This window comes from Cupriavidus sp. MEYA8, from assembly GCF_059278825.1.
The window spans coordinates 1,091,838-1,112,359 of the sequence record NZ_CM181222.1 but is presented as its reverse complement, the minus strand read 5'-3'; the positions used below and the strand labels follow the sequence as shown (position 1 = coordinate 1,112,359).

Below are 20,522 nucleotides of genomic sequence, written 5' to 3'. Positions count from 1 at the left end.
AAAAAAGGCAAGCGTTGAACGCTTGCCTTTTTGTTTGTCCGCCGCGGCAGGTTTGCTGCAGCGGGCAAATCAGCTGGATCAGGCCGGCTTGATGGCCGAAGCCTGCAGGCCCTTCGGACCCTGCTTGACTTCAAACGTCACGCGCTGCCCATCCTTCAGGGTCTTGAAGCCAGAACCCTGGATTTCGGAGAAGTGCGCAAACAGATCTGCACCACCATCGTCCGGGGTAATGAAGCCAAAGCCCTTGGTCTCGTTAAACCACTTGACCGTACCGGTTGCCATAAGAGTTCCTTTTCGAAGCAAGTTCTAGTACACCACGCAAACAACCGTTCAAGCACGTTGAGTTCTCGTAGATACCGAACGGAAGCCGACGAGGTTGACACGACTTGACTCGACTGTAGCGCGCATCATAACCACTTTGGATTGCGGTGTCATGTGCGGCGTAATGCGCACTACAAATACTTTAGACATAGGGGCGGGCGCATTTCAAGCAAATTTATTGTCGAACGCGACCTCTCCTGCAAAAAAGCCGGGACGACGCTCCGCTGCACCTTAATAAAATATTTGTAAATTTGTAAAACGGTTGAAGCGTCACCTGGTTTTGGCTACAGTTGCGCCTTAAGAGTCAACCGCGCTTTCAGCGCTGAAAGAGAGGTCGCAGTGGCAGCCAAAATCATTACCGTCTTCAACCAGAAAGGCGGTTGCGGAAAGACCACGGTCAGCATGCATCTGGCGGGAACACTCGGCCTGCGCGGTGCCCGATCCATGCTGGTCGACATGGACGAGCAAGGCACCGCCACCCGCTGGGCTGCGCAGGCCAGCGATGAGCGCCCGTTTCCCGCGTCGGTGATCGGCCTGGCGCCCTCGGGCGGCGCCATGCACCGGGAGGTTCGGAAGTTTGTGCAGGACTACGATTACATCGTGGTCGATTGTCCGCCTGCGGTTCATTCGGCGGCGCCATCCAGTGCGCTGCTGATTTCCGACCTTGCCATCATCCCGGTAGTGCCGTCGCCTCCGGACCTATGGGCGGCGGTCGCCGCTAAAACGCTGGCACAACATGCGCAAGTCCAGAATGAAACCTTGCTGATCCGGGTAATGGCCAATATGGTTCAGCGGCGCGTGTCGATCGCACGGCAGGCGATCGAGATCCTGGGTGACGATGGCGAGGTGCCGCTTTTGAATTCGATGATTGGATCGCGCTCGGCCTTCCGCGAATGCCAGGCGATCGGCTGTACCGTCCATGGCGTTGCCGGAGCGCGTGAAGCGGTACAGGAGGTCGACATGATGGTCGACGAAGTGTTGTCTTTGATTGAGCAATAAGGCATGGCTACAAAACTGAAAAGCCTTAAGGCCGGCATGCTCGCCGGCATGGTGGCGGAGAAGAACCGCAACGACACGCTGGACCGCTTTGCGCGGGCCGAGGCAGCAATTTCGCAGCATCCGAATGGCCTGCTGCAGGGCAGGGCCAACGACGCCGCGGCGGTTTTCAGCGCTGAAAGTGCGGGCGAGATGGCGTCCGGCCGGCAGCTGGTGCGGATTCCGCTGGCGCAGCTCCACGACAATCCACTGAATGCCCGCCGGATCTATGATCCCGCGGTCGTGCAGGAGCGTGCGGCGTCGATCGCCACGCATGGACAGAAGACCCCCGGTCTCGCTGCACCCGACCCCTCGCGTCCCGGCCACTACATCCTGATCGACGGCCACTACCGCAAACGAGCGCTGGCTTCGGCCGGCAAGCTCGAGATGGAGTGCTTTGTCGAGGACGACCTGAGCGACCTGGATTTCTACCGGCTGTCGTTCATGCTCAACGAGCAGCGCTCGGACCAGTCGGCGCTGGACAATGCGATTGCCTGGCGCCAGTTGCTCGATGAAGGCAAGGTTCAGAAGGAAGAAGAAATCTGTGAACTGACCGGGATGTCCGCTGGAACGGTCAACAAGACGCTGGCGCTATTGCGCCTGCCCGAGTCCGTGCTGGGCGTGATGCGCGAGCGGCCGAGCGCGATCGGCATCGCCGCGGGCTATGAGCTGACTTTGTATTGCAAGCTGGCGGGGGAGGAGCGAACCCGCGAGCTGGCGGCACGGATCATCAACGATGGCCTGTCGAGCCGCGAAGTCGAGGCAATCCGCAAGCACGCGCAGGAAGGCAAGGCGCGCAAGGTCAAGGAAATCAGCCGGCAATACAAAATCCGGACCGACAGCGGCCAGTTGCTCGGAACCATCAAGGAGTGGGATTCGGGGCGCGTCGTCCTCGATGTCCAGCTGGGCGACCGCAGCGCCCGCGAGGACCTGGTCGAACTCCTCAAGGCTCGCTTCGGGCTGGACAAGACCTTGCTCTGATCGAGTCCGCTGAGCGAGTCAGGTGCCGGGGAAGCGGGCTACGAACCACCGCACTCCCGGCGCATCAGGGAGACCGCGGACGTGGCAGGATCGCTCGGCAAGACCCCTGCAGCGTACCCAGTTCTTCGGTGGCGATGCTGCCACCCATATCTACGCCAAGGCAGATGGTCCGCCAAGGCTGTTCATGCCGAAAAGGGTCCTGTTCCGTACAGTCAGACCCTACGGCGACTCTTTCTCCGTACCAACTTCTTCGGCCGATGCCAACGCTGTCCGGCAACGCCGCGCCTCGCGCACGAGGTCACGCGGCGTGCACGCCGGGAAGCTCGCATCCAGCCTCCGATAGCGCGTAATCACCGCCGACAGCAGTGCGTGCAGCCCTCGCACCGAGTAGGGCGGGTGGGTCATGCTGGCGAGCTTGCGCTGCGCCCGCCGGGTGGGCGGCGCAACGGGCGGGCCGAGCAGGGGCACATCCGCCATCGCGGGCATGTCCAGGTCCAGCGCCCGGTCTTGCCAATGGCGGCGTAGCGCGGCCAGCGCCGTGTCGCTGAGCGCAAGCCGGTCGCCATCCAATGCTTCGTCCGCCTTCGTTGCCGGCACCCGGTCGAGGATCCGCAGGTCTTTCCAGCGCAGCGCCACCAGCCCGGCAAAGCGGGGCCGGCATTCGCGCAGCAGCGCGACCGCTGCGGCCGCGGCGCGGTAGCGCCGGCCATCGGGCTGGACGCATTCGTTCTCCAGCCAGGCAGTGAAGCGCACCAGCGCCATGTCGTCGACAATTCCCTCACCGGCAGCGCTGCCTGGGTCAAGGCCGGAAGCCACATCGCCTGCCGCGCGCGTCATCCCGATATCCGTTCCTGTACCCGTTGCCGGTCCGCCTGCTGGCAGCCACCGCGCGGCCGAGTCGTACCCGTTGCGCGCCATCCAGGCCCACAAGGTGCCCAGGACACGCATGCTATGCCGCAAGCTGGCATCGCCCAGCGGCCCGGTAAATGGCCGCCAGGCCCCGACTTGCCTGGAAGCCCGCGGTCCGCACCAGCGCGCCGCCGGCTGCGGGTCCGCAAGAAAGGCCAGGTATGCCTGGCGGTCCTGCCCGTCCAGCGCGGCGAGACCCTTGCGGCGCTCGACCACCGACCACAGCAGCAACCGCTCGGCCTCCTTGCGGTACGCCGCGTACGTGGCGCCGGCAGGGGGAGCACTGGCGTGCAGCCACTTGCGCACCACGTCGACGCCGCTCGCAAAGGGACAGGCGGGCGGTGCCCCGGCGTCACCGGCGAGCAGTTCCAGCGGCAGCAGGCGCGGCATGTCCGGTGTCAGCGCGCCGCGCGCCAGCGGCGCGCGGTCACCTACATGCGCGGCCAGCATGGGTTGGCCCTGGGACGTGCGGACCAGGTCGCGATGTTCCGCCAGCCAGCGGTTGATGGCCTGGCCGGCGAGGGCGCCGATACGTGGCACACGCCGCCACCATCCCGTGCCGCGGGCATTTGTCAATGCTATAAGTTCCTTAATAGTAACAATATTGGCTTTGCGCAGGCGGCGTGCCAGTGACGGCCCGAACCATAGTTCCACGCCATGCTCCGCCCGCGGCGCCGCCGTACCGAGCCGTTCCAGTTCCGCCAACGCATCCACCCGGCGATCCATGCCGCGGTTGGAACGGCCCGGACCGGCCACCAGCAGTTCGCCCAGGTCGGCGCGGCCATGGAGATGGGCGAGCTGGACCATGCGGTCGCGCAGACCCAGCAGGGTTCGCAGCGCCGATTCGCCGGCATCGTCGTCATCGCCGTCGTCGGCAAGGTAACGGCCGACGACCAACGCAGCCGGCATGCCCTGGACATAGGCGCGGACGGCGGCGAATTCGCTGCGGGTCAGGCTGACGGCATGCGATCCGGACAACATGGGCAGGGGGGCGGGAGCGTCGGTGGGGGAGGGCACATAGCTTACGGTAACTCCTTGATTTATAAGGCACTTGAACTCAGGCCAAATCCATCCGACCGGAAATGCACAGCAAAGAGCAATGCCGATAATTTTATGCGAGGTAAGCGGCATTCCGCCAGTCCCCGGGCCACCCGAACACCCGTTTGTCGATCTAAGCTCGCTGGCAGGGTCGCAGTGGGCCGCCCGTGACAGCGTTCCGGGACGAAGGGAGCCCCCTTCGGGAATACCCGCTGCAATGCAACAGAGGCTTGCTTTCGACGCCCCTGTTTCATAAGCTGAAGATCAGAATTAGATTCTGTTAAATTTGATCGGAAAGTTGCTAAAGCGTTAGTCATGAACTGCGCGGGTCCGGCACCAGCCGGCCAGACTCGGTTCGAACGGCGCAAACGGGGCGATTCGGCACTCCAAGGGAAGGGACGGGCACGGCAACCGACGGGACGCCGTACCAGGCCAGGAACAAGCCGGATCGTATGGATCGACGAGCCGCAGCATAGCGGAAGGCGGTCCAACAGCAAGAACGGGTTTGTCGCAGGACCTGGGCTTGCCGCAATAAGAAGGAGAGCGGCCATGGCCAGCATCCTCTTGATCGAACACCATCCACTGCTGCGCCTGGGTCTTCGCCACCTTCTGGCCCAAGCGCATCTCCCGGGCGACCTGATCGATATCGATCCGCTCGCCCCGATCGACCCCGATCTCTGGCTGGTAGACGCCGACTTGCTGGTGTACGGGCTACCGCTCGACGCCGCGGCAGGCTGGGCCCAGCTCGACGACCTGTGCGAGCGCCTGCGGCCCCGGCGCGTGCTGCTGCTGACCGAGCGGCCCGCCGCGGCACTTTCACGGCCGACGCTGCCGGAGTCCATACGTGGCTGCCTGCACAAGGCCGCCAGCGCCGAAGCGCTCGACGCCGCGGTGCGGCTGGTGCTGGCCGGTGGGGAGTGCTTCCCGTCGCTGCTGCTGTCCGAGCCAGCCAGCGGACGCAGCGACGATGCCGGCACGCTGGCCATGTCCGCACAGTCCGAACAGTCTGCACCGGCCGCGCCATCCATGCCGTCCGGTCACGCCGGCGCCCCGGTGGTGGTGCCGCTGCATGCGTTGCGCGGCGAAACACCGGCCACGCCGCCTGCGTATACGAGCGAAACGCCGTCGAGCGGCGCGCATCTGCTCAACATCACCGAACGGCAGTATGAGGTACTGGCCCTGCTCGCGCGCGGCTATCCGATCAAGACCGTCAGCCGGATGCTCAATATCTCCGTCGCCACGGCCAAGACGCATGCCTGCACGCTGTACCAGCGGCTCCATGTACGCAACAAGGGCGAAGCTGTCTACGTGGCGCTGCAGCGTGGCGCCACGCTGGACTGGGCCGGCCCGCCGGCGGTGCGGCCGCTCGGCGCGTGCCGGGCCGCCTGAAGCCCCCCTGCATGACCGTTCTGGGGTGCATCGGTTGCAGCCATGCCGGCGCCGGTCGGATCCGGTGCCGCGGCCATCCCCGCAGGTCATCCATTTGACGTGGCGGCCTCCGCCAAAAGCATGAGGCGGTGCGGGGGAGCGCTTGCTACGTTGACAGGGAGGCGTTCGCCGCCGCCTGCCGCGCGCCATGCGTCAGGCGCCCAACGGCAGGGCGCGCACCGCCGCGAGGCCCGCCATGTTCGCCACGGCGGGCCATCCGGCCACTTGACCTTCTGACCCCGGGCCCATCCCGCCGCACCGGCCGTGGCCTCCATTGCCGATTCGATGCCGACCTACCTGATCGCCAGCAACGAAATGATGTGCCGCACCCTGGTGCGGCGCCTGGAAGCGCTGGGCCTGCCGCGCCCGATCCGGTGGCGCGCGCCGCATTGGCTGCAGGATGGTGCTGCCGGCCGGCAGCGTCATCCCGATGCGGACGAGCCCGGCAGCGACCCGGCCGATGTCGCGCTGATCGATTGCAGCGGGCTGGACGGCGACCCGCGCAAGCTGCTCGAACAGATGCAGGCCCGGCTCGCGCCGCGCCGCTGGCTGGTGTTGTCGGACCGGCTGGACGCGACGCTGATCGTCCACGCCGCGCTGCTGGGCGCGAGCGGTTGCCTGGCGGTGCCGGCGCCTGCCGAGCTCGTCTGTGCCGCGACCGCGCTGGTGTGGGCTGGCGGCCAGTGCTTCCCGCGCATGGCCCTTTCGCTGATGCAGGCCACGCCCTGCGACAGCGTTGGCGCCGCCTGAATCTGCCCGTCCCTCTCTTGCTTCCCTCCTTCGGCCACCACAGGATTACAGCCTGCGGATGAGGGCGTTCTGTGCGCGCAAGCACTATGCTTGAGATGCCCGGCGTCCGAGCAGCCCCATTCCAAGAGGGCTTGCCGCGCCGGGATGCTAGGGGGTCGTATGGAAGGCGGGATGGAATACCTGGTCGTGCATGGCTTCGCCGTGCGCGAGGGCCGGGGCAAGTGGGCTTGCTGCTTCGAGATCCGGCTGGCTGGTGCGGGCGAGCAGCCGCTGTTGTATCGCGGAGAACTGCATGGTCGCCGCTACGATTGCGAGCATGCCGCAGCGCAGGCCGCGCGTGAAGCAGGACAGCGTGAAGCGGTGTTGCGGGTGGAAAGCCTGCGCGCACTGATCCTGGCGCAGCATCGCCTGCGCCTGCCGGCAGCTACGCTGCCCTGAGCCAGGGCGCCGCGGCGCCCTGCTGTGTTCCGCGTGCCTCGCCAGCGCCAGCGCGAGGCGCGACCACTGCTGCCATTGTCCTGCAGCAGTGCTGCCTGCCACCAGTCCCGCTCGCCAGCCATTGCCGTGCACCCACAGGGCATGCACATGCCTGCTGGCGTCGCCGCGCTGCCGAACCCTGTCGCGCGCGCCGTGCCATGCCACAAAAAAAGAAGCCCGCCGACCGGGGGACCATGCGGGCTTTGAAGGCGTGCAGGCAATACTGCCCGCCCACACGTCCTCTTGACGATATCCAATCGGCACGCACGCCTCTATCAACCAGAAGCAGCATGCGCGTCACGCATGCGGCTGAATGCCACTAAACCGGCTCAACCGGAACTCAACCTCTGCGGCGAACGGTACAGACGCGCTTGCCATCGGCATGCGCGTCCTTGCGCCACGCAATGACGGCCGAACCTGTGGGCCCGTGCAAGGTTTGTGCGCCGTCCAACAGACTGTCCTGAACCGCGCGCGCCAAGATCGCCATCAAGACCGATGGCGCAAGCATTTGGCTCGGGGCAGGGAGAAGGCGGGCATGACAGCAGACAGTCAGTGCACGGCAGCCGGAACGCGAGCGCGAGGGCGCGCATCCGGCGCGGGCCACGCACACCCGCGATTGGATCGGCATGGCAGGCGCGGAGGTCTCTAGTGTACGGCGACACCAAGATGCGTGGACGTGGCGGGCCTGGGTTGCGTGGCGGCAATCCGGTGTGGTCGCACGTCAACTGCCATGTCGACCTGTGGATCGAGTTGCTGCACGGACTTGAACTGCCACCGGTCGCCGCGCTGCCGTGCGCAGTGCGCCAGGATTTCGAGGCCGATCATTTCACGCAGTGCCGCTTTCCGGTGGCGGACCTGGAGCGGCTCTACGGGCTGACCGCCCATGCGCTGACGCTGTACGACTCGCTCGAGTCGCACGTGGCGGCGCAGACCGCGCGCGGCCATCTCGTCGTGATCGAACTCGACAGCGGCCAGCTGCCGCCGCCGCCCGGCGCGGGCTACCAGCGCCACCGCACGCCGACCTGCATCGCCGTCGACGTGCTGATCCCCCAGGCGGGCGCCGTCGGCTATTACCACACCGACGGCTACCACACCGCCAGCGGCGAGGACTACGCCGCGATCTTCCGGCTGGCACCGGGAGCGCGCAGCGCCGAGTCGCTGCCCTTCGTGCATGCCGAGGTAGTGCGCCGCGATGGCCGGCTGCGCGGGCGCGAGTCGTTGCTCGACGCTTCGCTGGCGCTGCTGCGCACGCACCTCGGCAACCGTCCGCAGCAGAATCCCGTGACACAGTTCCGTGCCGTGTTTCCCGCCCACCTGGAGCGGCTGATGGCGCGCGGCGAGCCGGGCTTCCACCACTACGCCTCGGGCGTGCTGCGCCAGCTCGGCGCCAACTTCGAGCTGCTGGCGCGCTACCTGCGCTGGCTGGTGATGCAGGGACAGGAGGTCCCGGAGAAGGCGGCCGAAGCGTGCTACACGATGGCGTCGGAAGCGATGGTGATGCAGTTCCGGCTGATGCGCGCCGTGATCAGCCGCAAGCCGGATCGCTGCGAAGACTGCCTGGACCAGCTCGAGGCCTCTTACCAGGCCAGCGTGCCGGCGCTGGCCCGGCATTTCGGCGAGTATGCGCCATGACCGCCGCTGCCGAGGCCACGGGCCGGCGAGCCGCCGCCCTCATTCCGGCCGCCGTTCCGTCCGTCGACGTCACACCCCTCACCGCCTTCACCGACGTTGCGGGGCGCGCGCCTTGCGGCCCGTGGCGATGGCTGCAGACGCTGCCCGGCGCGGCACCGTCGCCCGCGGTGCTCGACGATGGCGCGTGCTGGCTGCCGGCGCCGGTGCCCGGTTCGGTTGCGATGGCCATGCAGGCGGCGGGCCGCTTGTGCGAAGGCGCGCCGGTGCCGCTGCACTGCCACGACTACTGGTACCGGCTGCGTTTTGCCGGACACGGACCGCGGCTGCTGCGGCTGCGCGGCCTGGTTCGCGGCACCGAAGCGTGGGTCAACGGGCGCCAGGTGATTGCCGTGGATGATGCGATCGGGCATGGCACTGAACTGCACGAGTTGCACGCACCGCATCAGTTGTACGAGGCCGCGATCGAACTGTCGGGCATGAACACGATCCACCTGTGCTTCCGCGCGCCGCGCGTGCTGCATCCCGCCGCGGCGGCAGTGCGTGGCTGGCGCTGCACGGTGGTGGCCGCCGCCGGCCACCTGGCCGGTTTTCTTCCGCGCGCCTTGCCGTTGGATGAGGTCGGGCCATGCCAGCCCGTCGAATTGCTTGCGCCCATCACGCTCTTTACGCCATTTGCGCCCCTTCCGGCACCGCTCGTTTCCGCCGGCCGCCCCGCGCTTCCACCCGTCTCCGACTTTTGCAGGAGGGCCCGGCACCTGCCGGCGCCGCTGCAGCGCGCTGCACGCTGATTGCGCCGTGGCCGGGCATCCGCTCGGCTTTCCGGCCAACCTCCCGATGGATGAGCGCTTCCCAACCATTCGCCTACTGTCGCAGCGCCTCGCCATGACGCTAAATAGAGTCACTGGCTTGCAGTCAGCGCCGCAGCAGGGTCAACGGCGCAGCCAGGCAGTCGGAAACCAGTCATGCCGGTCCATGCCGGCGCTGAACGGGGACCGGCAAGGCTGAAGCCCGTTTTCCCGAGTGGCGTTCGCCGAGCCGGCTGGACGTTGTTCCCGAAAACGGGTTTGGACAGGGGGTACGAAAAATGATTACGCATCGGTCGGAACTGCATGTCAATCACCTGCTCAGCGCGTTGCCGCGTGGCGAGTGGGAAGCGCTGGCCCAGCATTTCGAGCTGGTCCGGCTGCGCGCCGGGGAGTTGCTCACCGATTCCGGCCAGCGCATCGTCCACGTCTACTTTCCAACCACGGCAGTGGTTTCGCTGCTGTCGCTGCTCGAAGACGGCGCGACCGTCGAGATCGCCGCGGTCGGCCATGAAGGGCTGGTCGGGATCCCGGTGGTCACCGGCGGCGACACCATGCCCAGCCGCGTCGAAGTGCGCAGCCCCGGCCTGGCCTACCGCATTCCCGCACGCATGCTGCGCGCCGAGCTGCCGCGCCTGCCCACGCTGCAGCGCGTGACGCTGCTGTACGTGCAGGCGATGCTGACGCAGATCGCACAGACCGCCGCGTGCAACCGCCACCACTCGCTGAACAAGCAGCTGTGCCGCTGGCTGCTGCTGGCGATCGACCGGCTCAGTTCCAACGAGCTGGTGATCACGCAGCAGGTCATCGCCAACATGCTCGGCGTGCGCCGCGAAGGCGTGACCGAGGCCGCGGGCAAGCTGGAGGACCTGGGACTGATCCACCACAGCCGCGGCCATATCACGGTACTGGACCGCTGCGGCCTGGAGAAGCATTCATGCGAATGCTACAAGCTGGTCAAGCGCGAATATGACCGGCTGCTGCCCGCGCTGGCCAGCGCCTGAACGGCGCTGCCAGCTGCCCCTGGCGGCGTGAGGTGGCCACGCGCGGCGCAGGACGCCGCGCTGATCCCATTTGAGGAGCGGTACCCGTGAGCAGACTGTCATATGCCAGTGCACCGGCGGAAGGTGCGGCCCCCCGGCGCGAAGCCCAGCCCGCCAGCACGCGCCAGGCGCGCGCGCTGATGGACCATATGGGCTGGATCGTCGCCGCGGGCGTTGTCGGCGCCGGCGTCGGCGCGCTGGTGGCGCTGTCCGAGCCGCCGCAATACCGTGCGCAGGCGCTGGTGCAGGTGGAGGGCCGCGACGGCGGCGTGCGCAGCGTGGCGCAGACGCAGGGCGCCGCCGGCTTCGACGCGGGGCTGCTCAAGAGCCGCGCCGTGGTCGGGCCCGTGGTGGAGCGGCTGCGCCTGGATATCACCGCGCAGCCGCTGCGCGCGCCGCTGGTGGGCGCGCTGGTCGACCGCTTTTCCACGCCCGGCCACGTGCGCGGCACCTGGCCCGCAAGCCAGGGCTATGCCTGGGGCGGCGAACGCCTGGTGGTCGACACCATGACCGTGCCCGAGGACCTGGTGGACCAGCCACTGGTGTTCGAGACGCGCCGCGACGGCGCCTACCGCCTTTTCGACCATGACGTGCTGCTGCTCGAGGGCCGTGTCGGGGAGACCGCCAGCGGCAACGGCATCACGCTGCGCGTGGACCGCATCGAGGCCGCGCCCGGCACGCGCTTCGCACTGACGCGGCATGACCTCGCGCGCACCGCCGAGGCCGTGCGCAAGGGCCTCCAGGTCGAGAGCGAAGGCGCGCAGATGTCCGCGAGTCAGGGCAGCGCACCGGCGCAGCCGGGCGGCACGGTGCGCGTGGGCTGGCAGTATGCGGACCGCCAGCTTGCTGCCGAGCTGGTCAACGGCGTCACGCGCGCCTATATCGACGGACAGACCACCAAGCGCCGCGAGGACGCCGCCGGCACGCTGGCCTTCCTGTCGAACGAATTGCCGCGCGTGCAGGCCGAGCTGACCCGTGCGGAAGAGGCGCTGACGCGCTACCGCGCGCGTACCGGCTCGATGGCGCCCAGCCGCGATGCGCAATCGTTCCTGAACAACAGCATGGAGTACCAGCGCCAGATCGCCGCGCTGCGGCTGGAGCGCACACGGCTGCTGCAGCGCTTCACCACCGAGGCCAATGAAGTGCGCATGGTCGACAGCCAGATTCAGCAGATGACGCGCGAGCGCGCCGAGATCGATGCGCGCATGCAAAGCCTGTCGGCCTCCGAGCGCGAATCGGTGGCGCTGACGCGCGACGTCAAGGTGGCCGAGGACATGTACATGGCCCTGCGCACCAAGGTCGAGCAGCTGTCGCTGATGCTGTCCGACAGCTCCAGCCAGCTGCGCGTAATCGACGCCGCGATCGCGCCGGTGACGCCGGTGGGGATCGGCACGTGGCCGTTCGCTTCCGTGGGCGCGCTGCTCGGGCTGTGCCTGGGCGTGGCCGGCATCAACCTGCGCCAGCGCCTGCGCCCGTCGGTGGCCAGCGCGGCTGATGCCGAAGAGCGGCTTGGCATGGCGATGCTCGGCGACATCGCCTTCAGCAACGAGCAGGCCGATCTGGAGCGCCAGATCGAAACCAAGCGCAGCCTGGGCATTGCCGCGGGCTTCACGCTGCCGACCGAGGCGCGCCTGGGCTGGCCCGAGCCGGGCACCGAGGTGATCGATGCCGTGACCGCGGCCGCGCCGGAGGACAAGCGCGCGCGCGCCGAACGCCTGCTGCGCCAGGGCCTGCACGACCAGTACCTGCTGGCGCGGCGCGCGCCGCATTCGCTGGCGGTGGAGGGATTGCGTACCTTGCGTGCGGCGCTGCACTTCGCGCTGCGCGATGCGCCCAATTGCCTGGTGGCGATCACCAGCCCGGCCAGCGGCGCGGGCAAGACCTTTACCGCGGTCAACCTCGCGGTGCTGTTTGCCGAGGCCGGCCAGCGCGTGCTGCTGATCGACGCGGACCTGCGCCGCGGGCGCGTGGCGGACTGGTTCGACCAGCCGGTAGAGCCGGGCCTGGCCGAAGTGCTGGCCGGGCGCGCCGCGATCGCCGACGCGGTCAGGCCGAGCGTGGTCAGCGGCCTGTTCCTGCTCAACCGCGGCGCGGCGCCGGCGAATCCGTCCGAGTTGCTGATGCTGCCGGCGCTGGCGGAAACGCTGCGCCTGTGCGCGGGCCGCTTCGACCTGGTGCTGGTCGATACTCCGCCGGTGCTGGCGGTGGCGGATGCCACGCTGGTGTCCAACCTGGCAGGCTCCACGCTGGTGGTGGTGCGCGCTGACGTAACCGCGGCGGGCCAGGTTGACGACGCCCTCAAGCGCCTCGCGCATGCCAACGCGCGGCTGGCGGGCGGGATCCTGAACGGGGTCATGCCACGGCGCAGCAACAGGTCGGACTTCAATACCATCAATCCCTATCTGGGCATGCCCTTGCCCAAGGCGGAAGCGAAGCGCCCGGCATTGACCAGGCAAGTCAATGGAGCGGAGAAAGCCTGAAGCTGGAGCTCAGGGTCGCGGGACGTGCCAGTTTCTGCGCGACATACGCACGAGCGCATGCAGCAACGCCGGCAAAGCGTTACGCAGAAACGGGTACGTCCGCATCGCGTGACGGCCCTCGGTCGGTGCCGCCTCCGCGCGGAGCTGCTCCATTGGTAGCGCTATGGCAAGAAGATCCTGACAGGGTCTTCGCCCCGAGGCCTGGATGTCCCTTCGTGCTTTCCCGCGCAAAGACCACGCATTGCCCTCGCAACTGCAGCCGGGCTTCTCCGCCCGGAGCTCGCCGTGCCCGGGCAGCCTTGCAGGCGTGCCGGCACCGCAGCCCATTGGTACGGAAGCGTACCGATTCGAGCCCGAAGTTCAGGCTAAATGGCTCAACACCATGCTTCCCCAAAATCTGGAGTCCCAGCATGAGAGCAGCCATACGTACCATCCTCTCGGAAGTGGCTCGTCTGAACGTGCCAGTTGAATCGTTGGACGACCACGCCGATCTGTATGAAGCAGGACTGTCGTCGCTGGCGACCGTGCACGTCATGATCGCGATCGAGAACGCTTTCGGCATCGAAATCCCCGATCGCATGCTGACCCGCCAGCTGTTTCGCAGCATCGGCGCACTGGCGACGGCAGCCGAGCAACTCAAGAATGAGCAGGAGGCGGCGTGAGCCCCGCGCTTGCCAGCGTTGAGCTGGCACCTCCGCGCGCCGAGATTGCCGATGCCGCGCACTGGCTGGCGGCGGCCAGGCTGGTCGCCGCAGAAGCAGCACGGCATGCAGACCAGGTCGACCGGGACGCAAGCTTTCCCTGTCAGGCCTTCACGGTATTGCGCGAGCACAAACTGCTGGGTGCCATGGTGCCGACTGACCTTGGCGGTGGTGGCGCGCCGCTCGAGACGATCGCGGCGGTTTGCCGCGTGCTCGGCGCCGCCTGCGCTTCGACGGGCATGATATACGCGATGCACCAGATCCAGGTGGCATGCCTGGTCAACCATGCCGGCAACAGTGCATGGCACGCGCAACTGTTGCAACGGCTTGGCGGCGAACAGTTGCTGCTCGCATCGGCCACCTCCGAAGAGGCTATTGGCGGTGCGTTGCGCAACAGCGGATGCGCGGTCAACGTCGACAACGGCAACCTCCATTTGCTGAAGATGGCGCCAACCATCTCCTATGGCGCCCACGCTGACGGAATTCTCGTGACGGCACGTCGACACCCCGATGCCGCGCCCACGGACCAGGTCATGGTGAGCGTTCTGAAGCCGGACTACACGCTGGACAACCTCTCCGCATGGGACACCCTGGGCATGCGGGGCACGTGCAGCAACGGCTTCCGGCTCGAAGCGCGCGGCCATACCGATCAGATCCTGCCGGTGCCGTTCGGCGAGATTGCGGACGTTACGATGACCCCCGTGTCGCATATCCTGTGGTCTGCCGTGTGGACAGGCATCGCGGCGGACGCGGTCCAGCGTGCCAAGGCACTGTTCCAGGGCCAGGCCCGTGCCCGACCCGGCACGCTGCCGCCATCGGCAACGCGCGTGGCTGAGGCCGTAGCCATCATCCAGATGCTCGATGGCCGCCTGGAGCTGGCGCTCAGCCACCAGCGCCAGCGGCAGGCAAGGCAGGGCGTGTCGGCGATGTTCAGCCTGGCGGCGGAAATGAATGGTCTCAAGACCAGCGTGTCGGTGCTGGCGCTCGAGGCAGTCCAGATCGCGATGCTGGTGTGCGGCATGGCGGGCTACAAGCATGGCACGCCGTTCAGCCTGGGACGCCACCTTCGGGATCTGTGGTCGGCGCCCCTGATGATCAACAACGATCGCATCCTGACCAACACCGCCAATCTGCTGCTGGCGGACCGGACTGCCTGAGGATCCGAGCATGGACGACACCAGCAACACTTGCACGCCCGACGAGAACGCATCACCTGTTGCGGGTGATCATTTTTTCCACGCCGTACCGGTGCGGGATCCGGACCTCGGCCGTCGTGCCTACCGGCAGGCGCTCATCGATGCCCGCGTGCTCTTTCCGACCAAGGTCGATGGCATTTATGGTCGCAGCGCGCTGTTCGAAGGCATTGCCGATGGATTGAACCTCGCCATCGGCAAGCTCGGAGCCGACCAGCATGCGGAAGTGATGCGATTTCCTCCCGCGATGCCGCGCGAGGATTTCGAAGCGAGCGAATACCTCAAGAGTTTTCCGCAACTGGCGGGGACGGTGCATTGCTTCTGTGGCGGCGAACGGGAACATCACCGTCTGCTCGCCCGTGTGGAACACGGTGAGGACTGGGCGGAGCAGCAGCGACCGACCGAAGTGGTGCTGGCACCCGCCGCGTGCTATCCGGTCTACCCGGTAGTGGCCGACCGCGGGCCGATGCCCCGTGGCGGCCTCGTGGTCGACGTGCTGACGTATTGCTTCCGCCATGAGCCCTCCATCGACCCCGCACGCATGCAGATGTTCCGCCAGCGCGAGTACGTGCGGCTCGGGACAGCCGAGCAGATTGTCGAATTCCGCCAGACATGGATGGAGCGTGGCCAGAAGCTGGCCAGCATGCTCGGGTTGCCGCACGAGGTGGATATTGCAAACGATCCGTTCTTCGGTCGTGGCGGCAAGATCGTCGCGGACAGTCAGCGTGAACTCAAACTGAAGTTTGAGCTGCTGGTGCCGATCAACGATGGCGCGCCCCCGACCGCTTGCATGAGTTTCAACTATCACATGGATCATTTCGCCCATGCGTGGCCGCTGCGCACCGATGACGGGGCGCTGGCCCATACCGGCTGCGTGGGCTTCGGCATCGAGCGCCTGACGCTGGCTTTACTGCGCCATCACGGCTTCGAACTGGCGCGCTGGCCGCAACGCGTGCGCGATGTGCTCGGAGGCATCTAGTCCAACGCCGCGAGCATTCGATCGGAACCGCGCAGAGTGTTGCCGGCTGATGCCGCTGGAGCCAATCTGCGAGGCAGTCGGCTGTGATCCGCCAGGCTGGCATCCCGGCCCTGCCGGGTTACGCGATGAAGGCAGTCCATGATGTCCCAAGGTTACCCGGACACAAACACCTCGATGCCTGATCCGGAGTCATTCCCTGACATCCGATCGGGCATCCCCATTGGCAACGCCGTGCTCGGTGGCGAGTGGACGTGGATACAGACGGACGCCGGTGCAGCCGACAGTCCGGCGGGCCTGGATGGCACGGCGGGCTGGCTGCCGGCCCCGGTTCCTGGCACGGTGGCCAGCGCGCTGCGCGCCGCCGGCCGCTGGGACGACTCCGCGCCGCCGCCACTGCACCTGCATGACCATTGGTATCGTGTGCGCTTTGCCGGGCGGGGCAGGCACGTGCTGCGCTTTAACGGACTCGCCACAGTGGCCGAAGCCTGGCTCAACGGAAAACTCGTGCTGGGTGTTCAGCATATGTTCGCCGCGCACGAGGTCGAGGTCGACCTGGACGGAGACAACCTGCTGTATCTCTGTTTTCGGGCGCTGCATCCATGGTTGCGCAAGCGGCATGGCGCAGTGCGCTGGAAGCCCAGAATGATCGTGCCCCCCACCTTGCGTACGGTCCGCACGACCCTGCTTGGCCATATGCCGGGCTGGTGCCCGCCGGTGCATGCGGTGGGGCCCTGGCGTTCCGTAGAGTTGCTCGATCCGGCAAGCGACGACATTCTTCACGGCGTGCGCGCTGACATGTCGGCGCAAATGCCGGAAGGACACGGCGTCGTCTCGCTGCGGCTGCATTTCCCGGGGGCAGCGCCGGCTTCGGGGTCGTTCGAGGCAACAGACGGTGAGGGTTGCCGCCATCCCGGCACACTCTCGCGCATTGACAGGCACACCCTTGCGGGCACGCTACGGGTCGAACAACCGAAGCTATGGTGGCCTCATACGCACGGCGAGCCACACCTCTACCGTGTCGATGCAACCGTCGACGGGCGCGCCATCGAATGCGGCCGGGCCGGTTTTCGCACGGTATCGCTCGACGGTGCGAGCGCATCGGCTTCGTCCGGGCCTTCGCGGTTGTCTGAGCCGTTTGCACTGTGCATCAATGGCGAGCGGCTGTTTTGCCGCGGGGCCTGCATTTCCAGCATCGATTTGCCTGGCCTCGCAGACACTGATGAAGCCTCCCGGTACTGGCTGACGCTTGCGCGCAACGGCGGCATGAACATGGTGCGCATCAGCGGTGTCACGTGCTATCCGGGTGAAGCCTTCTATCGGGTTTGCGACGAACTGGGCTTGCTGGTCTGGCAGGATTTCATGTTCGCCAACTTCGACTATGGCAGCATCGGACCCGGCGTTGGCCTTACCGATGACTTCCAGCGCGAAGTCACCGGGTGGCTGACATCGACCCGGGCGCATCCAAGCGTTGCGGTGCTTTGCGGCGGTAGCGAGGCGGAGCAGCAGGCGGCAATGCTGGGTACCTCGCGTGGCGAATGGAAGCAACCGCTGTTCGAGGAGTTGATCCCGGGCCTGGTTGCCGCGCATCGTCCGGACGTGGTCTATGTCAGCAATTCGCCAACCGGAGGGGCCTGGCCGTTCCAGCCGGACAGCGGTGTCTGCCACTATTACGGCGTGGGGGCCTACGAACGTCCGTTGACGGATGCGCGGCTGGCACAGGTCCGCTTCGCCTCCGAATGCCTGGCCTTTGCCAATGTTCCCGGTGATCGAACGCTGACAGAGCACGGACTGTTGCTGCCGCTGTATTCCCCGCGCTGGAAAGCCACGGTGCCGCGCGACGCGGGTGCACCGTGGGATTTCGAAGATGTCCGCGATCACTATTTGCGCGCCTTGTACGATGTGGATCCGCCGCGCTTGCGGTATGAGCAGCCCCAACGCTATCTGATGCTGTCGCGGGCGGTGACGGCGGAGGTGATGACCGAAGTCTTCAGCGAATGGCGACGGGTGGGATCGGGTTGTTCCGGCGGCCTGATCTGGCAGCTGCAAGACCTGACGCCTGGCGCAGGCTGGGGTATTGTCGATGCGTGCGGGCGCCCCAAGTCGGCATGGCATGCGCTACGCCAGGTCTGGCAACCAGTGCAGGTGCTGATTACTGATGAGGGGCTCAATGGACTGCACCTGCACGTGCTGAACGAAATGCCGCAGCCACGCTCTCTGCTGCTGGTCCTTCGCTGCCTGCGTGATGGCGCGATGGTGGTGGCTGAAGCCCGGCACAGCCTGCGGCTGCCGGCGCGCGGGTCGGAGCGTATCGAGGCGTCCGCACTGCTCGATCGCTTCTTTGACTTCACGTATGCCTATCGCTTCGGCCCGCCGACGCATGACGTGGTACTGGCGACGTTGCTTGCCGGCGACAGCGGCGAGCCACTGAGCCAGGCGGTGTACCTGCCCGACCGCCGTGCCACCGCGCTCAAGGCGCCTGGGTTGCGGGCGCAGCTAGAGCAGGTTGGCGACGAGTGGTGGCTGACGGTGTCAGCGGAGCGCTTCGCGCGCTGGGTGCACATCGAGGACGTTGCCTACCAGGCTTCGGAGAACTGGTTCCACCTTGCACCGGGAAGCAGCCGGCGAGTTCGACTCGTGCACGAGCGCAAGGGCGCGGCGCAAGCTGTTACCGTTCCCTCAGGCGAAATCTACGCTGTGAATGCTGACCATCCGCTTGGCTATGATGGTTAGCGACGCCTGCCGGTCGCGTGCTGGCTCAGCCGAAAGCCGATAGCAGTCCTGCCATGGCCTTGTCATGGCAGGACTCCAGGCTATCCAGGCAGTCCGCGCAGAGGTCGGCGCGCCGGCGTGCCACTGCCCGCGCCAGTCGGAACTGCAATACCTTGCTCTCGGTTGCGATGGCGCGTGCGTCGTCTGCGACGGCCAGGGGCGTCTCGTGCCCATGCTCGCTTAGCCAGTACAGCCAGTGATGCAGCATCTCGAAGTTGGCGCCCAGCTGGCGCGGGAAGTTGAAGGTGTACAGGTGAAAATAGGATTCGTCCCTCGCCAGCAGGGCGTCCATATGCTTGCCGAACACCTGTCGCCAGCGACCTACCGGATTGCCTGCGGGGCGCCTGGCGAGGTGGTATCGCATCAGTGCCACCGAAGCATCGACCAACGCGGACGATTCGAGCGGAGGCCGCACGCGTTTTGCATATTCAGCATAGGGGAACAGGATGTTTGCGTTGCCTGCGAGCTCGGGCAAGAGCCGCATCAGGCCGCGATAGTCCTCGCCCTGCGCGTTGTGGTAGCCCAGGCTGTGGTAGTACCAGACACGCTCGGCCTGGTTGTCGATACGGTTGATCGCTATCGTGGTCTTGACGTGCTCGCGCCGGTAGGCGGTGGCATGCGTGTCGGGCAGGTAAAAGCTGTCGACTTCGACCAGTGCGGTATGACCGCGTTCGACCTGCGCCGTGACGTGTGCCTGCAGCGTGTCATAAACGGCCATTTCCTGCACGCTGATCCCATACAGCGTTTCCAGATCCATCTGCGGGTACTTGAAGAAGGTGAAGTGATCGCCTTCAAAGTCTTGTGCAACGGTGAACGCGAGTCCTGCGCGCGGTTCGAGCCCCCAGCCATGCAGCAATTCCACCCACAGGTCGATATAGCAATTGGTTTCCTGCCAGATGGCTTCGGAACCATGCAGAGCGTGGGGATGCGCGGTCGCCGGCAGGGCGGTTCTCAGCCCGCCTCCACCTTCGCCGCTTGCTGTCGAGACTTTCATGTCGGTCCTCTGCACCTTTCATTGTGCTGGCTTGCGTACGGACTTCCGATTCTGGCGTGACGGCACCTGCCATTCGGTGCGCTCTCAAACAGACTTGAAGAACTGGTGAGGCAAGCCGAGGAAAATGGGTCGCGGGAGTGCTCGCTGGCGCCGTGGCAGAGCCGGCGGCTGAAGTGTGAGATAGCCAACGGTGCAAAGGGGCGCCGCGGGGCATAGTCACTGCAGGCAATCCTCCGCATTGAGTGCCCGTGGATGGATCGTTGCCATGGGCAAAGCAACCGAACCAAGAGCATGAAGCCTGTCAGCGGCGCTCCCCTTGCGCCATGCCCAAATGAGTGCGGTTTCTCGGAGCCATTGTGATGAAGCGCATCTTTGATGTTGTCCTGGCCTTGCTGGGCATGCTGCTGCTTGCCATTCCGCTTCTGCTCCTGGTTTGCGTAGTGCGCGTGCGTCTGGGCAACCCGGTTTTCTTCCGGCAAATCCGGCCGGGGCTTCATGGCGAACCATTCCACATTCTCAAGTTTCGTACCATGACGGATGCTCGCGGACCGGACGGCGAACTGCTGCCTGATCCGGAGCGGCTGACCAGACTTGGGGCGTTTCTTCGCTCCACCAGCCTCGATGAGCTGCCGGAGCTCTGGAATGTACTCAAGGGTGACATGAGCCTGGTTGGGCCACGGCCGCTATTGATGGAATACCTGCCACGCTACTCTCCAGAGCAGATGCGCCGCCACATGGTCCGTCCCGGCATTACCGGACTCGCACAGATCAGTGGACGCAACGCGATCAGCTGGGAAGAAAAATTCCGGCTGGACGTCTGGTATGTGGATCACGTTTCGGTGTGGCTGGACATCGTGATCTTGTGGAAGACCGTCATCAAGGTAGTAGCGCGCGAGGGGATCAGTGCCGCGGGAGAATTCTCCGCCCCTCGCTTCATGGGAAGCAAACGGAGCGCCTCGGATGCCGATATCGCGCGATGAACTGGAAAC

At 66.2% G+C, this 20,522-nt stretch carries 17 protein-coding genes; 14 read left to right on the top strand and 3 right to left on the bottom strand.

The features are described from left to right. Positions 1 to 78: 78 nt before the first annotated feature. Entirely contained in the window at positions 79 to 282 is a 204-nt protein-coding gene (locus tag AC5WJ1_RS22155; protein ID WP_006159056.1) for a cold-shock protein, read from the bottom strand. 378 nt (positions 283 to 660) lie between these two features. On the opposite strand from AC5WJ1_RS22155, the gene AC5WJ1_RS22150 reads away from it, so the two are divergent. Continuing rightward, positions 661 to 1,320, top strand: coding sequence for an AAA family ATPase (locus AC5WJ1_RS22150; RefSeq protein ID WP_063237647.1), 660 nt, complete (start codon positions 661 to 663; stop codon positions 1,318 to 1,320). A gap of 3 nt (positions 1,321 to 1,323) precedes the next feature. Next, complete coding sequence (locus AC5WJ1_RS22145) at positions 1,324 to 2,337, top strand: ParB/RepB/Spo0J family partition protein (RefSeq protein WP_133097176.1); 1,014 nt, start codon at positions 1,324 to 1,326, stop codon at positions 2,335 to 2,337. A gap of 219 nt (positions 2,338 to 2,556) precedes the next feature. On the opposite strand, the gene AC5WJ1_RS22140 is transcribed toward AC5WJ1_RS22145, so the two are convergent. Then, a complete protein-coding gene (locus AC5WJ1_RS22140) occupies positions 2,557 to 4,227 on the bottom strand; it encodes a phage integrase family protein (protein ID WP_494476959.1) in 1,671 nt (556 codons plus the stop codon). A 606-nt stretch (positions 4,228 to 4,833) separates the two neighbouring features. Between AC5WJ1_RS22140 and AC5WJ1_RS22135 the strand changes: the two genes are divergently transcribed. The 11 genes from AC5WJ1_RS22135 to AC5WJ1_RS22085 all read left to right on the top strand — a co-directional run bounded on the left by AC5WJ1_RS22135 (position 4,834) and on the right by AC5WJ1_RS22085 (position 18,500). Continuing rightward, positions 4,834 to 5,673, top strand: a complete 840-nt coding sequence (locus AC5WJ1_RS22135) for a response regulator transcription factor (protein WP_434034334.1) — start codon at positions 4,834 to 4,836, stop codon at positions 5,671 to 5,673. 324 nt (positions 5,674 to 5,997) lie between these two features. Further along, positions 5,998 to 6,462 (top strand): response regulator transcription factor, encoded by a 465-nt coding sequence (locus AC5WJ1_RS22130; RefSeq protein WP_133097191.1) that lies wholly within the window; start codon positions 5,998 to 6,000, stop codon positions 6,460 to 6,462. Between the two features lie 159 nt (positions 6,463 to 6,621). Next, complete coding sequence (locus AC5WJ1_RS22125; protein ID WP_135703355.1) at positions 6,622 to 6,900, top strand: hypothetical protein; 279 nt, start codon at positions 6,622 to 6,624, stop codon at positions 6,898 to 6,900. 687 nt (positions 6,901 to 7,587) lie between these two features. Continuing rightward, a complete protein-coding gene (locus AC5WJ1_RS22120) occupies positions 7,588 to 8,571 on the top strand; it encodes a DUF1839 family protein (RefSeq protein ID WP_368671143.1) in 984 nt (327 codons plus the stop codon). Beyond that, the gene (locus AC5WJ1_RS22115) at positions 8,568 to 9,359 is read left to right on the top strand and encodes a hypothetical protein (protein WP_434034333.1); all 792 of its coding nucleotides are present in this window, start codon (positions 8,568 to 8,570) and stop codon (positions 9,357 to 9,359) included. The genes AC5WJ1_RS22120 and AC5WJ1_RS22115 overlap by 4 nt, the downstream gene beginning before the upstream one ends. A gap of 296 nt (positions 9,360 to 9,655) precedes the next feature. Next, entirely contained in the window at positions 9,656 to 10,378 is a 723-nt protein-coding gene (locus AC5WJ1_RS22110) for a Crp/Fnr family transcriptional regulator (RefSeq protein ID WP_133097171.1), read from the top strand. 179 nt (positions 10,379 to 10,557) lie between these two features. Then, the gene (locus tag AC5WJ1_RS22105; RefSeq protein WP_255519752.1) at positions 10,558 to 12,897 is read left to right on the top strand and encodes a polysaccharide biosynthesis tyrosine autokinase; all 2,340 of its coding nucleotides are present in this window, start codon (positions 10,558 to 10,560) and stop codon (positions 12,895 to 12,897) included. A gap of 410 nt (positions 12,898 to 13,307) precedes the next feature. Next, the gene (locus AC5WJ1_RS22100; RefSeq protein ID WP_029045129.1) at positions 13,308 to 13,559 is read left to right on the top strand and encodes an acyl carrier protein; all 252 of its coding nucleotides are present in this window, start codon (positions 13,308 to 13,310) and stop codon (positions 13,557 to 13,559) included. Positions 13,560 to 13,582: 23 nt separating this feature from the next. Beyond that, on the top strand, positions 13,583 to 14,755 hold the full coding sequence (locus tag AC5WJ1_RS22095) for an acyl-CoA dehydrogenase family protein (RefSeq protein WP_218959566.1): 1,173 nt from the start codon (positions 13,583 to 13,585) through the stop codon (positions 14,753 to 14,755). Between the two features lie 10 nt (positions 14,756 to 14,765). Further along, positions 14,766 to 15,770, top strand: a complete 1,005-nt coding sequence (locus tag AC5WJ1_RS22090) for an amino acid--[acyl-carrier-protein] ligase (RefSeq protein ID WP_195428024.1) — start codon at positions 14,766 to 14,768, stop codon at positions 15,768 to 15,770. Between the two features lie 138 nt (positions 15,771 to 15,908). Then, complete coding sequence (locus AC5WJ1_RS22085) at positions 15,909 to 18,500, top strand: beta-mannosidase (RefSeq protein WP_434034332.1); 2,592 nt, start codon at positions 15,909 to 15,911, stop codon at positions 18,498 to 18,500. Between the two features lie 25 nt (positions 18,501 to 18,525). Here the strand turns inward: AC5WJ1_RS22085 and AC5WJ1_RS22080 are convergent, their stop codons facing one another. Continuing rightward, on the bottom strand, positions 18,526 to 19,533 hold the full coding sequence (locus AC5WJ1_RS22080; RefSeq protein ID WP_133097189.1) for a DUF1839 family protein: 1,008 nt from the start codon (positions 19,531 to 19,533) through the stop codon (positions 18,526 to 18,528). 359 nt (positions 19,534 to 19,892) lie between these two features. Here AC5WJ1_RS22080 and AC5WJ1_RS22075 point away from each other — a divergent pair, with 359 nt between their 5' ends. Further along, on the top strand, positions 19,893 to 20,513 hold the full coding sequence (locus tag AC5WJ1_RS22075; RefSeq protein ID WP_434034331.1) for a sugar transferase: 621 nt from the start codon (positions 19,893 to 19,895) through the stop codon (positions 20,511 to 20,513). Positions 20,514 to 20,522 lie beyond the last annotated feature (9 nt).